Origin of the sequence: Enterobacter sp. HSTU-ASh6 (assembly GCF_026319105.1) — a bacterium.
GTDB classification, from domain to species: Bacteria; Pseudomonadota; Gammaproteobacteria; order Enterobacterales; family Enterobacteriaceae; genus Enterobacter; species Enterobacter sichuanensis.
Window position 1 is genome coordinate 32,383 of record NZ_WSPD01000007.1, and the last position, 14,134, is coordinate 46,516.

The following is a 14,134-nucleotide window of genomic DNA, read 5'->3' on the forward strand; positions in this document are numbered from 1 at the left end:
GCCGAGCTATGATTCCTGATTATTTAACCTTCATCCGTTTTCAGGATAAAAGAAACGTTCTTTTTATCTATATCGTGACGTTTATCCTGCTGGCTTTTTACTGGAAAAATGCCGGTTTCTCTTTTTCCCGGCAAGATGCCTGGGTAGCGAGCGGTATTTTCGCGCTGATCCTGTACAGCTTTATTGCCGATCTTAAGGCCTTCTGGGCCTATAAATGCGCCATCAAGAATATTGATTTATCGTTTTTTATCGGCAAAAAAAGCCCGAAGATAAAGGCGTTCATTTTTGAACCGTTTGTTGTGTTGCTCATCGCTACCCTGATGTTTGCAGGTATCATCGCGCTCCTCCTTGCGCTGGCTCAGCCGGGGATGGTGTTACTGATTCTGGCCCTCGTTGCGCCGCTGCTTATCTGGGGAATGTTTGCCGCACTGCGCTATATCTATACGCTGCAGGTCATTGAATCCGCCAGAGACAAAGTCAAGTACACACGGCTTTCACAGTATGTGGCCGTCGCTGTCATTATGAGCGTGGTGTTGAATCTCCTGACGATAAGTCCGTTACGCAACAGCGAGCAGTTTGACCTCTATGGACGCTACTTCACCTTAACCGCCATCATTACCATGGTGGTGCTCTGCGTGGTGGTGCTGGCAATCAACCTGCTGTTCTTACGCTTTACCCGACGCTATGTTTTTCTTGGCCATCTGTTCCTTAACGAGATTGACCTCTATTTCTCCCCGTCAATCCCGTGGCGGACGCTGTCTGAGAAACCCCTGTGGTTAAGGCTGGCGATGCTGGTGGGGGTTGAATGTCTCTGGTCGGCTGTTATCGGTGTGCTGCTTACGCTTTCGGGATGGCAGGTCTGGTTTGAGGTCTATTTCCTGCTCTGTTATCTGCCGTGTCTGGTGTATTACACGCTGCATACCTGGTGGAAATGGCATACCGACTTTATGATGTCGAGCGATATGTATCTGCGCTGGGCGGAGATCAGCAAAGAGAACTCCCTCTGGTAATGACCTTATTGCCGGAATAAAAAAGCCAGACCGTCATTGCTGACGGTCTGGCTTTTTACTACGCCCGTTTCGCTTAGCTCATTTTCATCCAAGACAGCAGCATGGATGCGCTGGCAATGACGTTAATGTTGGAAATATAGCCGTCGTAGCGGTTGTTAATGGCAGAAAGCTGATTATTAAAATGATCGTTTTCTGCCGTCAGCACGTCGAGCAAAGTGCGTTTGCCCAGGTGGTACCACTGTTCGTAGAACATGCGGCGAACCCGATCCGTTTCACCTGACAGACGATCGTAATCATCGGCGCGCAGGAAGGAGGAGTCACGGACCTGGATCTGATAGTTGATCTGATACTCCAGATCTTTGTAACTCACTTCATATTGCTGCTGCGCCATATTGGCTTTCGCGCGCGCCGACATCTCGGCGGCACGCTGAGAGCCGCCGCTAAACGCTTCCCACTCGACGTTTAAACCGGTATACCACCCGGCCTCGTTACCGTTGCTGTCTTTGGCGGTGCTTTTGGAGATGACCCAGTTCACCTGTGGCAGAGCCGAGGATTTAATGCTTTCTGCCTCATACTCTGCCGCCCGTACTTTGGACTGCAGGTTCAGCATCATCGGGTTTTTATCCAGCGCCGAAAGGGCCACCGAGGCCGGAATGACCGTGTCGTGCCAGCTTATGCCTTCCGGTAATTCAGGCTCGCTCCCCAGCAGGCGCACCAGTTTGATTTTGCTGGCGCTCAGCTGATGCTCAATGTTATCGAGACTCGCCTGGGCCGACATCAGTTTTGCTTTTGCCTGTACCAGTTCACTCTCTCTTCCGCGGTCCGCCTGAGTAATTTGCGACAGCATGGTGACCAGCTCTTTCATGCGGCCGACATACTGTTTCGCCACAACCTTACTGCGCTGGTAGCGCCCCATATTCATCAGTTCAGACACGGTGTTATAGGCCAGCTGTTCGCGGGAATACTCTTTTGAATAACGGGCTGCTTTTGCCGTTTCCAGAGAGTTGTCCACCTGGTTGCTGATCCTTCCCCAGTCAATAATCGGTGTATTGACGGAGACCGTGCCGCTGGAGTCGCTGATATGGCTATTGTTGGAGGACGACTGACGATCGCCGCCCACGGTCGACAGCGGCGAGGTCACGCCCAGACGTACCTGTGGCAGGCGCTGACCTTTAACCTGATCGACCATGTAATCTGAAGCCATCACCTCTGCTGATGCCGCCCGCAATTCCGGGCTATACGCCAGCGCTCTGGCCACCATGCTTCGCAGGAAGACAAGCGAATCCTGACTGCCGGCAAGGTAGCTCTGCGACCTGCCGCTGATGGCGTGCCGCGCATCTCCCTCCTGACGCACCCCGGCGTACGCCGGGTCCGGTTTGTAGTACTCGGTGACGGGCGGGAAGAAGTCTGCGTTTTTCTTCAGCGCTGCCCGGCTTGCCGCTGGCGTTGGCGAGGCGGGGGCAAACTCCCGGTCTGGCGTTGCAGAAGCGTAACGCGCAGGGCGAGCAGTGGATGGCACCGGTACCGCTTTTTGCGTGCTGGCGTATTGTGACTGGGTACGCATAGCGGGCAATGATGTCTGCGATGTCGTACCCTGCGACGTTGTCCTCGTCACAGGCTGCGGTTCCCGGTTGAGCTGTGACTGCGTGCGCATTGGCGGCAATGACGCCAGGCTGCTTTTAGCCTGCGCAATGTCAGCCGCGTGCAGCGGAATGACAAAAGAAGAGCAGGGCAAGCAGAGGGCAACTGCGGTTGCAACCCTTGCCCAACGACGCTCTTTACGTGCCTTAACCATAAAATTATCTCTCCCTGAAGGCTTCGCGCGCTTTCAGTATCGGTTTGAGGATGTAAGACAAAATGGTCTTCTCCCCCGTTCTGATTTCTACGTTTGCCACCATTCCCGGTATGATCGGGAACGACTTGTCTTTTACCTGTAACGCGGCCCGGTCGGTGCGGACGAACACCCGGTAATAGGTGGAATCCCCACGCCCCTGACGGGCTTTCTCTTCATCGATCAACGTGTCTGAACTGAGGTGTTCGACGACACCGTTTAATCCGCCATAGATGGCATAGTCGTAGGCGGTAATTTTTACCGTGGCGGGCAGGCCAGGATGGATAAAGGCCACATCAGAGGGTTTGATTTTGGCTTCAACCAGCAGGTTATCTTCCAGCGGAATGATGGTCATGATCTCCGCCCCCTGTTGAATGACGCCGCCGCGCGTGGTCACCCGGATGTTGTTAACGGTGCCGCGCACGGGAGCCACCACGGTGGTACGGTTCATCACGTCCTGGCGCCCGCGCAGAATCTCTTCCGCCTGCGCCAGTTCAGATTCCAGACGGTTCAGCTCGCTGTTGGCATCGGAACGAAAGCGGTTAGTCCGCTCGGCGATCTGCAGGCTAAATTCGTTTGCCTGGCGCTTAAGGCGCAGGATTTCGACATCCGACATCAGCCCTCTGCGCGCCAGCGGCTCTGACAAACTGACTTCGTTTTGTGCCAGCGACAGGCTCCGTTTTAAAGCCTCTACGCTCTCATTCAGGGTCTTCAGGCGTGCGTTATAGGCCTGAGTCTCATCACGCACGATAGACTCAATCCCGGCGATATCCGGCGGGAAGGTCAGTGGCGTGTCGTAGGCTTCCGCCCTGAGGCGGGCAATGCTGCCTTTCAGCCCCTGCACTTTCGACAAAGATTCCCCATAGCTGGCCGCGGCGCGAGTCGGGTCAATTTTCAGCAGAACCTGTCCTTTCTCGACAATGTCGCCTTCCTGCACATTCAACTCTTCGAGAATGCCGCCTTCCAGGCTCTGAATCAGCTGCTCACGGCTGGCGGGGATCACTTTCCCGTCGCCACGGGTAATCTCCTCAACCCGGGCGAAATGCGCCCACACCAGCGCCACCACCACCACCAGCGTGATGGTGTAGAGCATGATCATGCTGAAAGGGGTTTTCTGCGCGATCAGGGCTCCCTGCAGGTCGTGCATGAATTTCAGATCGTCTGCTTTCACTTTCCCCGTTGGCTGTGTGGGGGGCAATGCCAGCCCGGTGCCGGCTCTCTTCTGCGTAGCGTCCTCGTTCATCATCCATTCACACCTTGTTTCTGTTGCTTCTCTTCGACTGAATGCATTGCTTGTTTTTTCTTCAGTACATTCTCATTCAGGCTGGCCATCACCTGATCTTTTGGTCCGTCTTTCACGACATGCCCGTCTTCCATGACGATCAGACGCTCCACCAGGCTCAGCACCGACATGCGGTGGGTCACAATGACCAGCGTTTGTCCCTGCGTCGCCTCTTTTAACCGGCGAAGGAACAGGGTTTCCGTCATCGCATCCATGGAGCTGGTAGGTTCATCCATCAGCAAAATCTTTGGCCGCAGCAACAGGCAGCGGGCGAGGGCGACAAGCTGTTTTTGGCCACCGGAAAGGCAATTGCCCATTTCGCCGATAGGCATGTCAAAACCCAACGGATGTCGGGCCGCCACGTGATCAAGCCCGGTCAGACGCACCACCCGCAGAAATTCTTCCGTGCTCACGCCCGGGTTACCTATGACGATGTTATGGCGCAGGGTGCCGTAAAACAGACGGCAGTCCTGCCCGACGTAGCCCACCGCGGCGCGCCAGTCCGCGGGATCTACCTGGGTTGCATCCACACCATCAATGAAAAGCTGTCCGCTGCTCTGCTGGTACAGGCGAGCCATGACGCGCAGCAGAGTAGACTTACCGCTGCCGATTTTGCCCAGAATGGCCACCTGCTCCCCGGCTTCGATGTTGATATTGATGTTGTCCAGAATGCGTGGCGCCACCATCATTCCCGGTACCGGGTAGGTGAACCCCACCTTTTTCAGACGCAGGCTGCCGGTGAAATTGGGCGTCGGCAGATAATTGATGAGCGCGTCGCGCTCGGTCGGCGTTTCCATCAGCTGGTTCAGGGATTTCAGCGCGGTTTTGGCGTGCTGATAACGCAACGCCAGCCCGACCACAGAAGCCAGGGGCGCAAGCGAACGGCTGGACAAGATCACCACCCCAATCATGGCCCCCATCGTCAGTTCCCCGGCGTGGATTAAATAGACGCCAAGCACCACGATGCAGACGGTGGTAATTTGCTGCACAAACGAGACAAAGTTGGTGGTCAGCATTGAGAGATAGCGGGTTTTCATGGAGGACGCTGCCGCCAGTGCGCTGAAGTCATCCCAGCGCTTTTGCATGACCCCTTCCCCCTGGGCGGCTTTTAACGCCTCAAGCCCTTCGATGCTCTCAATAAGCAGACCCTGCTTAAGCGAAATTTCCCGGACGTTTTCTTCCATATAGCGACCCAGCGGCCACTGGATAATGACGCTGACAATCAAAATGAGCGGCATCGCGACCAGCGGTACAACGGCCAGTGGGCCGCCAATCATGTAGATGATGAACATGAACAGCAGACAGAACGGCAGATCAGACAGCGTGGCGAGGGTCGCAGAGGTAATAAAGTCGCGCACGGCTTCAAAATCGCGTAACTGGTTAGCGAAGGTTCCCGAGGATTGCGGCTTGTACTCCATGCGCATCGACATCACCTGGCGAAACAGCTTTGCTCCGAGGATCAGATCGGCTTTTTTACCGGCGATGTCGATCAAATATGCGCGGATTTGCCGGCTGGCAAATTCAAAGATAATCGCAATGACCACGCCAATGGCCAGCGACCAGAGGGTGACGTATGCCTGGGTGGGGATCACGCGGTCATACACGTTCATGGTGAAGAAGGTGCCGGCCAGCGTAAGAATATTTGCCAGCAATGCCGCCAGCGCCGCGCTGTAGAAATAATGCCGGTAACGCCACAGCGTCGAATAGAGCCAGTGACCTTCATCCTGGGCTTTCGGTAACAGCTGGTCCTCGGCGCGTGCATCAAGCGTAGGTTTTGGCGTCGTGACAAGGGCGAAACCGCCATAACCCGCGTGGAGTTCCGCCTCATCAAGCACCAGCGTCCCTTCGTTTTCAGGCACGATTATCTGGTAAGTGTGTTGCCCGCGCTTTCCATTGCGCGCGGTAAGCATGCAGTATGTCCCGTCCTTGCGGGCAATAAGCAAAGGGAACAGCCAGGAGGAAAGGGAATTAAGATCGCGCTTTACCCACCCTGCGGATATGCCCATCTGCTCAAGCATACGCAGCGCCATTTCAGGCTCGAGCTTGTCGCTTTTTGGCAGGCCAGCGTACAGCACCTCTTTGCTGGCATACTTCGCATGATGTCTACAAAGCCATTCAACACCCCACAGAAGAGAATCTTTTTCAGGGGCGTCAATATCATTAAGAGCGTGCTCTGAATTAATTTTTACCGTGGAGAAATGTGTATTCATTTTCGAATTCAGACCTGTAGTTGCGTTCCTCACTTAGATTTAAAAAGTAAAGAATAGTGTATTTAAAAAAGACCGGGGGCATCCGTAAATACAGCGGGTGACGCGGATGGATTATGCTGAAAATACAAGCTCTGGTAATAGCTTAGTGTAGGGGGTTACCCCTCTGATACACAATAAAGAAAAGTAACTGTCCCTTTAAGAATACTCTACGTACAATTTGTTATGCTGCTGTTTCGCCATTCTTTTTTATACGCGTGATGGGTTAACTGGCGAGCCGTGAAATGGGGACGCCCAGCTTTGTTTCTATCCTTATTTTCATCGCGTAAATGTTTTTGACATTCGTGGCATTTTTCATGGCGATCTTTTTAGGTAATTGCCCTTTATACAATTCAGCAAATAATGCATATTCATTCGCACTCAGTTTGGCTCGTTTTTCTGACGGGCGTATAATTTTACCCATAAATGACTGGCTGACCTTCATTTTAATGTCTTCGGACATATCATCATGAAAGATGACCGTGCTGATGATCGTATCTGTCGTGTCGTTGTAGAACCAGTAGTGCGCAATAGCCGCCATTTTTTTATCAGCGATCAGAATTAAACGTGTGTTTTTGAACTGAGCTAACCAATTGTTTGATAAGAAGTAATTAATATTTTTGTAATTGAAGTCTATGACAACAATGGGTTGTGAAATTATTTTTGTATTAATTTCAGTGAAGTACTGTAAAACTCCTTCTATCAGAAATGCGTTATTTTCAGGCCAGATATAAAATTCTGTTCCGCAGCATTCATCATGCTTTGCGGTACGAATGGAAGCATAGGCGCATTTATGAATACACCCATAACAGCGCATAGTGATGTTGTCGTGATTAATAGGTTTAATAGTAATTATATCCATGTGATGAAACGCTACGCGTCCATATAAAATATGTAAATATTACGTAATATATCAACAATCAGATTAATCTTGCATTACGGAAAAATACGCGTCACAGTAAGATTACGCTCTGTTCGTCCAGGAATTATCGACAGAGCGTATTCGCGGTGTTTACGCTAGCTTGCAAGACGCGTGATAGACACGCCCAGTTTGCGTTCAATCCTGTTCTTCATGGCATAGGTGTTTTTCACACTGGTGCCGTTCCTGTAGGCGATTTTCTTTGGTGACCAGCCATTAAAGAGGAATGAAAACAGGTTGTATTCATTCTGACTCAGTTTGGGTCGGTTACCTGTCGGCTTAATCGTTTTCGCCAGGAATGTTTTTTTCAGTTTCGCCGCGACTTCTTCTGCGGTATCGTCATAAAAGATAACGGAGCTGATGGTGGTTTCTAACGTGTCGTTATAGAACCAGTAATGCGCAATTGCCGTCATCTTTTTATCGGTGACAAGAATTAATCTCATGTTTTTGAACTGATCTAACCAGTTATCGGATAAAAAATAATTAATGTTTTTGTAGCTGAAGTCGATGATTACCACCGGCTGCGAAACGTATTTGTCACTTACCTCACCAAAATGGTGGCGGATACCCTCAACTAAAAAAGTATTATTATCAGGCCATATAGCATATTCCAGTCCGTGACAGTCATGGCTTGGGCCACGTTCCAGGGTATTAAAGCGGCATTTCTTTTCACAGCCATAACAATGCATGGCTGGAGTATGACAAACCGGTTGTCCGTCAGTATGAGATAAATAAATGGGGTTGTTAGTGGCACTGTACATATTATACCTCACACGCAATGATGTCTTACGATAATAACATTGACGAGGGTCTTACCGACGCCGTCGTTCTTTAGGAATAATCATATGATGCACCAGGCATTATTCTTAATTAAATAGTCTGAAGTGAGGGTGCAGAGTTCTTATTAAGATTTAAATGCCATTAAAACAATTGGTTAGGGAATTTCTTAAATGAGAGTGAGATGTGTTTACTGTGTTTTGAAATGTTGTAATTGTTGTATTTTAGTTAACTTTTAATGGCCTTTTTTAATTATCAGACTAGCGGGGTGGAAACCGATAAATATAGATGGAAAATGACTTTAGTTTATTAACTAAAGTAATTGTGGTTGACGCATGAAATAGTAAAAAGCGCTTGCCGGGAAAGTCATTGTCTTATTTATATGACATGTTATTGGATAATATCCGATCGTTTCGCCGTCATTATCCTGGATGTTATTCGCCGGGTTCCCTAAGCAAATAGCCGGTAACATAATCTCAAGTTAACAAAGTGTAAACAATATTGGTGCATTATGTTAACAATTGATCGTTTTTGGTGCGTTGTTTGCACTATTATTGTGCAGGTGGCGTGCAGAATGCGCTCTGGCATAACGCCCCACGCGTGTCTGATGTGCCTGAGATCTCTTTAATAATGAGCAGGTTGCTCTTCATATCACGTCAAGTATTTGAACCAATGCACAATTGGTTCGTTTATTGCTTAATCATTAGCACGGTAAGTAGCACGTCATATCAATAACTTATCGTTAATAAAAATAAAACAATGATGAAAGCGAGCGAACCAATATGGAAAAACCGTCACGGTTTCTGGCAAATTCCAGCACCGCGCTTGAGCAACTGCGTGGGCTAATCAACCAGCATGAGTCAACACCAGGCACTCCACTGCCCACGGAACGTGAGCTGTCGGAGACGCTCGGCGTAGGACGCCGTGAAGTGCGTCGTGCGCTGGATGTGCTGGAAGAAGAGGGGCGCATCTGGCGTAAGCAGGGCAAAGGCACCTTTATCGGTCCTTCTGCCCCTGTCGAACCGCTGGCCCTTCAGGGATTGGTTCAGCAAACCAACCTTCTGGAAGTGATGGAAGCTCGCCTGCAGCTCGAACCCGGCTTAGCCCGGCTTGCGGCACTGCGTGCCACCAGGGAAAACCTCGCGCTGATGCAGCGCATGCTGGAACGCATTGATAAGGTCAGCCCGGATGACCGCGATCTCAACGAACTGTGGGACAGCGCCTTTCACCGCGCCATTGCGGAGGCCGCGGGTAACCGCCTGATGCTCGGCCTGTTTGATGCCATAGATGCCGTCAGACGTGAACCGGGCTGGCAGCACCTGCGCGAATTAGCCCGCACCCCCGAACGCGTCGACAGTTATAACGACCACCATCACAAGATCATGGCTGCGATTATCCATCGCCAGCCAAATGAGGCCGCGGCCGCCATGCGCGAACACCTGCTCAGCCTGCAAACCGCCCTGATCCATGCGATCCACCTTGAGGACGACTTCACGCTATGACGACGATCCCATTTAACGATCCCACGCCTGTTCTGCGCGTACGCAATCTGAATGTCAGGTTCGCCGGCTCGCCGGTGAGCGTGCTGGAGGATATTTCACTGACGGTTAAAGCGGGCGAAACCCTGGCGCTGGTGGGGGAGTCAGGCTGCGGGAAAAGTATCACCTCATTAGCGCTGATGGGCCTGTTGCCTGCCAGCGCCCGGATCGTCAGCGGGGAGATGCATTTTCGCCGTCACGATCTGCGCAAGCTTTCACCGCGGGAATATGCCGACCTGCGCGGCAGCGAGCTGGCGATGATTTTCCAGGAGCCAATGACCTCGCTTAATCCGGCATTTACGCTGGGGGATCAGCTGAGCGAAGCGGTCATGCGCCATCAGAGCGTCTCGCGAGCAGAGGCGATGAAGGTCGCGCTGCAGATCCTTGAGAAGGTGCAGATCCCGGCCGCAGAGATGAGGCTGAAGGCGTACCCCCACCAGCTTTCCGGTGGCATGCGCCAGCGAGTGATGATTGCGATGGCGCTGATTAACCACCCGAAACTGCTGATTGCCGATGAACCGACCACCGCCCTCGACGTAACGATCCAGGCGCAAATTCTCGCCTTGCTGAACACCCTCAAAGAAGAGACCGGCACGGCGGTGCTGATGATCACTCACGATTTAGGCGTGGTGGCAGAGGTCGCCCAGCAGGTGGCGGTGATGTATGCCGGGCAGGTGGTGGAGCAGGGAAGCGTGGAGGCCATCTTTGCCGACCCGCAGCACCCGTACACCATCGGCCTGATGGGGTCGATTCCCTCTCTGGGCGCACGTAAAGGCCCGCTTTCCACGATTCCCGGATCGGTGCCGCTGGCGGAATTCATGCCGAAGGGCTGCCGTTTTGCCACTCGTTGTCCGTTTGCGCAGGCGCGCTGCCATGCTGAAAAACCACCGCTCACTGCGCAGGGGGCCGGCCATCAGGTCGCCTGCTTCCGCGTACCGCTTGAACACCACATTGCCCTGGGAGAGACCGCATGACCACGCCGATCCTTGAAGCCCGCGATCTCAGCAAGCTGTTCCCTGGCCCTAAAAAACTCTTTACCCCGGCCCGGTTTGTGACGGCGGTCGACCGCGTGTCGCTGGCCGTGATGCCGGGCGAAACGCTGGCGATTGTCGGGGAGTCGGGGTCCGGGAAATCCACCCTCGGTCGTCTGCTGCTGCGTCTGCTGGCCGCCAGCGAAGGGCGCGTGTTTTACCAGGGGGAGGAGATCACGCATGCCTCGGGTGCGCGCCTCAACCAGCTCCGGCGCGAGCTGCAAATTATCTTTCAGGATCCCTTTGCCTCGCTCAACCCGCGCATGACGGTGGAGCAGATCGTTGGCGAGCCGCTGTGGCTGCACCAGAACATGAAAAAAGCCGACCGCCAGTACCGCGTAGCTGAACTGCTGAAGACCGTTGGCCTGCCTGCCGCCTGGGCCGGACGTTATCCGCACGAGTTTTCTGGCGGGCAGCGTCAGCGCATTGGCATTGCGCGCGCGCTGGCGTCGGGACCCAAACTGCTGCTGGGTGATGAACCCGTCTCCGCGCTGGATGTATCTGTGCAGGCCCAGGTGGTAAATTTGCTGGAAAGTCTGAAGCACCAGCTGGGGCTGACGATGGTGATCGTCGCCCACGGTCTGGCGGTTATCCGCCATATGAGCGATCGCGTGGCGGTCATGTACCTCGGGCAAATTGTCGAGCTTGCCACCGTCGATGAGATTTTTGACGCACCGCTGCACCCTTATACCCAGGCGCTGATCGCCTCGGCGCCGCAGATGCAGCCCGGCGCGGAACGTGACGCCCCGCTGTTGCAGGGAGATTTGCCGAACCCGGCCAACCCGCCGACCGGCTGTCGCTTCCATACGCGTTGCCCGTACGTCACTGACGAATGCCGCCAGGTTGAACCCATTAACCAACTCCTGGACGGTGGACGTCAGGTGGCCTGTCATCGCTGGCAGGAAATTAATCGCGATCGCAGTGTTATCCAGATTGCACCGCCATCCGCTGCTTTTCTGCGCCGCCGCGCGCTGTTTGAACACGCGGCCACTCACTCCTCCCTTCCTTCAAGGAACTCATGATAATGACAATGCGTAATTCTCTTTTGACCGTACTGGGAAGTGTTATGTTGCTTGGCGCGGCGCTGCCCGCCCATTCTGAAAGCGTGCTGCGTGTGGGGCTGGGGGCTGACCCGGACATGCTCGACCCGCATCTGGCGCGCACCTACTATGGCCGCTTCGTGTTTGCCTCCCTGTGCGACAGGCTGGTGGACGTGGATGAAAATCTGAAGGTCGTGCCTGGTCTGGCGAAAGACTGGGCCTGGAGCGACGACGGCAAAACCCTGACCCTGAATTTGCGCGAGGGCGTCACCTTCCACGACGGTGAGAAATTCGATGCGGCCGCCGCAAAATACAACCTCGACCGCGCCCTGACCTTAAAAGGCTCCCTGCGTAAAAGCGAGATTTCCTCCGTGGAGTCCGTTGAGGTCACAGGCCCGATGCAGATTGCCCTGCACCTGAAAACGCCAGACGCCGCGCTGCTGATGCAGCTCACCGACCGCGCGGGCGCGATGATGGCCCCCGACGCGGCGAAAAAACCGGATTTTGCCGCCCATCCCGTCTGTTCCGGCCCGTATAAATTCGACAGCCGCGTGTCCCAGGACCGCATCGTTCTTACGCGTTTCGACAATTACTGGAACAAAGATGCCTACCACTTCGACAAAATTATCTATCTGCCGATCCCGGATGCCTCCGTGCGCCTGGCGAACCTGCGTGCGGGCGATCTCGACCTGACCGAAGGGATTGCCGCCAGCGATGTCAAAACCGTCGAAGCCGACAGCAAGCTGGCGCTGGCAAAAGTGACCGGTCTGGGCTATCAGGGCATTACCTTCAACATCAATAACGGCAAGGTGCCGGCGAACGATCCGTTCAGGGACGCCCGCGTGCGTGAGGCGTTTTCTCAGGCCATCGACCGCGATGCGCTAAACCAGGTAGTCTTTGAAGGGCTGTATACGCCAGCCAACCAGCCGTTTTCGACGGTGAGCCCGTATCACGTCAACCTGCCGGTGCCACCGCGCGATGTCGATAAAGCCAAAGCGCTGCTGAAAGCGGCAGGCGTCACCACGCCGCTGACCGTCAACCTGCTGGTGCCGAACAACCCAACCTCGCAGCAGGTCGGTCAGGTGCTGCAGGCGATGGTCGCTGAGGCGGGCTTTAACCTGAACCTGCAGATGACCGAATTCGCCACGCTGCTGGATCGCCAGCAGAGCGGTGATTATCAGCTGAGCTTCTCCGGCTGGTCGGGTCGCCCGGATCCGGACGGCAGCATCTACGGGTTTATTCACAGCAAAGGCACCCTGAACGACGGTCGCTACAGCAACGCCCAGGTCGATGAGTGGCTGACCCAGGCGCGTCTCAGCAACGACAAAGCCGTTCGTCAGCCGCTGTACGACAAGGTGGTGAAGCAGCTGCAAACCGACATGCCGATTGCCTGGCTCTACTTCGAGCCGCGCATTTTTGGCCTGAACAAGAAAGTGCAGGGCTTTAAACCGTATCCGGACGGCATAGTGCGTCTGGCTGGCTTAACGCTGGCGAAATAAACGTCCTGAGGAGAGCCCATGCTGGAACTGATTTGCAAACGTCTGCTGCTGGCCATCCCGACGCTGTTGCTGGTGAGCATGATGGTCTTCGGGCTGCAAAAGCTGCTGCCCGGCGACCCGCTGATCGCCATGGCCGGGGAGGAGCGCGATCCGGCGGTCATCGCCCAGCTGCGTGCGGAGCTGAATCTCGATGCCCCGATCCCGGTGCAGTATTTCCACTGGCTGACGCGCGCGCTGCAGGGGGATCTGGGTGTCTCCTTGCGCACCCACGAGCCGGTGACGCAGTTAATTGCCAGCAAGCTGCCGGTCACGCTGGAGCTGTCGCTGCTGGCGATGATTGTTGCGCTGGTGTTTGGCATCAGCATGGGGATCCTCGCCGCAGTGTACAAAAACAGCTGGGTCGATCACGGAGCGAACTTTGTGGCGATCTCCGGGATCTCAATACCGCACTTCTGGCTGGGGATCCTGCTGATTCTGGTCTTTTCGGTGAACCTGCAGTGGCTGCCCGCCTCAGGCTACGTGCCGTTCAGTGAAGATCCGATCCAGAACCTGCGTACGCTGCTGCTGCCGGCAGCCGTGCTCGGAACCGGTCTGGCGGCGACGCTGATGCGCCATACCCGCGCGTCGATGATTGCGGTCCTGAAAGCGGATTACATCCGCACCGCGCGGGCAAAAGGGCTATTGCCGAAAGCGGTGATCTTAAAGCACGCGTTTCGCAACGCGCTGGTGCCGGTGATCACGCTTACTACGCTGCTGTTCGGCGAGCTGCTGGGCGGCGCGGTATTGACCGAGCAGGTCTTCACCATTCCGGGTTTCGGCAAGATGATCGTCGACTCGGTGTTTAACCGTGACTACGCGGTGGTGCAGGGCGTGGTGTTGATCGTGGCGATCGGCTTCCTGCTGCTGAACCTGCTGGCCGACGTGCTCTACGTCCTTATCAACCCGAAAATGCGAGGTTAAC

The 14,134-nt window shown here is 54.3% G+C and carries 11 protein-coding genes; 6 read left to right on the forward strand and 5 right to left on the reverse strand.

The window, feature by feature from the left end:
* The first annotated feature begins 8 nt into the window (after positions 1-8).
* Positions 9-1,010, forward strand: a complete 1,002-nt coding sequence (locus GM298_RS10315) for a hypothetical protein (protein ID WP_266154067.1) — start codon at positions 9-11, stop codon at positions 1,008-1,010.
* Positions 1,011-1,083: 73 nt separating this feature from the next.
* Here the strand turns inward: GM298_RS10315 and GM298_RS10320 are convergent, their stop codons facing one another.
* The 5 genes from GM298_RS10320 to GM298_RS10340 all read right to left on the reverse strand — a co-directional run bounded on the left by GM298_RS10320 (position 1,084) and on the right by GM298_RS10340 (position 8,049).
* On the reverse strand, positions 1,084-2,805 hold the full coding sequence (locus tag GM298_RS10320) for a TolC family protein (RefSeq protein ID WP_266154068.1): 1,722 nt from the start codon (positions 2,803-2,805) through the stop codon (positions 1,084-1,086).
* A gap of 4 nt (positions 2,806-2,809) precedes the next feature.
* Positions 2,810-4,087: an HlyD family type I secretion periplasmic adaptor subunit gene (locus tag GM298_RS10325; RefSeq protein ID WP_416347235.1), complete on the reverse strand. Its 1,278-nt coding sequence runs from the start codon at positions 4,085-4,087 to the stop codon at positions 2,810-2,812.
* Positions 4,084-6,333 carry a type I secretion system permease/ATPase gene (locus GM298_RS10330; protein WP_025759022.1) on the reverse strand — a complete coding sequence of 750 codons (2,250 nt, stop codon included), beginning with the start codon at positions 6,331-6,333 and terminating at the stop codon, positions 4,084-4,086. The genes GM298_RS10325 and GM298_RS10330 overlap by 4 nt, the downstream gene beginning before the upstream one ends.
* Before the next feature lie 262 nt (positions 6,334-6,595).
* The gene (locus GM298_RS10335; RefSeq protein ID WP_262748434.1) at positions 6,596-7,231 is read right to left on the reverse strand and encodes a hypothetical protein; all 636 of its coding nucleotides are present in this window, start codon (positions 7,229-7,231) and stop codon (positions 6,596-6,598) included.
* Between the two features lie 155 nt (positions 7,232-7,386).
* Positions 7,387-8,049: a helix-turn-helix transcriptional regulator gene (locus GM298_RS10340; protein ID WP_266154069.1), complete on the reverse strand. Its 663-nt coding sequence runs from the start codon at positions 8,047-8,049 to the stop codon at positions 7,387-7,389.
* 798 nt (positions 8,050-8,847) lie between these two features.
* On the opposite strand from GM298_RS10340, the gene GM298_RS10345 reads away from it, so the two are divergent.
* Genes GM298_RS10345 through GM298_RS10365 form a run of 5 tightly spaced genes read left to right on the forward strand, consistent with a single transcriptional unit; the run spans position 8,848 to position 14,133 of the window.
* Positions 8,848-9,567, forward strand: coding sequence for a FadR/GntR family transcriptional regulator (locus GM298_RS10345; RefSeq protein WP_095450626.1), 720 nt, complete (start codon positions 8,848-8,850; stop codon positions 9,565-9,567).
* The gene (locus GM298_RS10350) at positions 9,564-10,577 is read left to right on the forward strand and encodes an ABC transporter ATP-binding protein (RefSeq protein WP_266154070.1); all 1,014 of its coding nucleotides are present in this window, start codon (positions 9,564-9,566) and stop codon (positions 10,575-10,577) included. The genes GM298_RS10345 and GM298_RS10350 overlap by 4 nt, the downstream gene beginning before the upstream one ends.
* On the forward strand, positions 10,574-11,656 hold the full coding sequence (locus tag GM298_RS10355; protein WP_045285100.1) for an ABC transporter ATP-binding protein: 1,083 nt from the start codon (positions 10,574-10,576) through the stop codon (positions 11,654-11,656). The genes GM298_RS10350 and GM298_RS10355 overlap by 4 nt, the downstream gene beginning before the upstream one ends.
* 2 nt (positions 11,657-11,658) lie before the next feature.
* Entirely contained in the window at positions 11,659-13,173 is a 1,515-nt protein-coding gene (locus tag GM298_RS10360) for an ABC transporter substrate-binding protein (RefSeq protein WP_025759014.1), read from the forward strand.
* An 18-nt stretch (positions 13,174-13,191) separates the two neighbouring features.
* Positions 13,192-14,133: an ABC transporter permease gene (locus GM298_RS10365; RefSeq protein WP_045285101.1), complete on the forward strand. Its 942-nt coding sequence runs from the start codon at positions 13,192-13,194 to the stop codon at positions 14,131-14,133.
* Position 14,134 lies beyond the last annotated feature (1 nt).

Bases quoted from the DNA above. Each gene is read 5' to 3' on its own strand.
- GM298_RS10315 (WP_266154067.1), top strand. From the start codon at position 9: ATGATTCCTGATTATTTAACCTTCATCCGTTTTCAGGATAAAAGAAAC.
- GM298_RS10320 (WP_266154068.1), bottom strand. From the start codon at position 2,805: ATGGTTAAGGCACGTAAAGAGCGTCGTTGGGCAAGGGTTGCAACCGCA.
- GM298_RS10325 (WP_416347235.1), bottom strand. From the start codon at position 4,087: ATGATGAACGAGGACGCTACGCAGAAGAGAGCCGGCACCGGGCTGGCA.
- GM298_RS10330 (WP_025759022.1), bottom strand. From the start codon at position 6,333: ATGAATACACATTTCTCCACGGTAAAAATTAATTCAGAGCACGCTCTT.
- GM298_RS10335 (WP_262748434.1), bottom strand. From the start codon at position 7,231: ATGGATATAATTACTATTAAACCTATTAATCACGACAACATCACTATG.
- GM298_RS10340 (WP_266154069.1), bottom strand. From the start codon at position 8,049: ATGTACAGTGCCACTAACAACCCCATTTATTTATCTCATACTGACGGA.
- GM298_RS10345 (WP_095450626.1), top strand. From the start codon at position 8,848: ATGGAAAAACCGTCACGGTTTCTGGCAAATTCCAGCACCGCGCTTGAG.
- GM298_RS10350 (WP_266154070.1), top strand. From the start codon at position 9,564: ATGACGACGATCCCATTTAACGATCCCACGCCTGTTCTGCGCGTACGC.
- GM298_RS10355 (WP_045285100.1), top strand. From the start codon at position 10,574: ATGACCACGCCGATCCTTGAAGCCCGCGATCTCAGCAAGCTGTTCCCT.
- GM298_RS10360 (WP_025759014.1), top strand. From the start codon at position 11,659: ATGACAATGCGTAATTCTCTTTTGACCGTACTGGGAAGTGTTATGTTG.
- GM298_RS10365 (WP_045285101.1), top strand. From the start codon at position 13,192: ATGCTGGAACTGATTTGCAAACGTCTGCTGCTGGCCATCCCGACGCTG.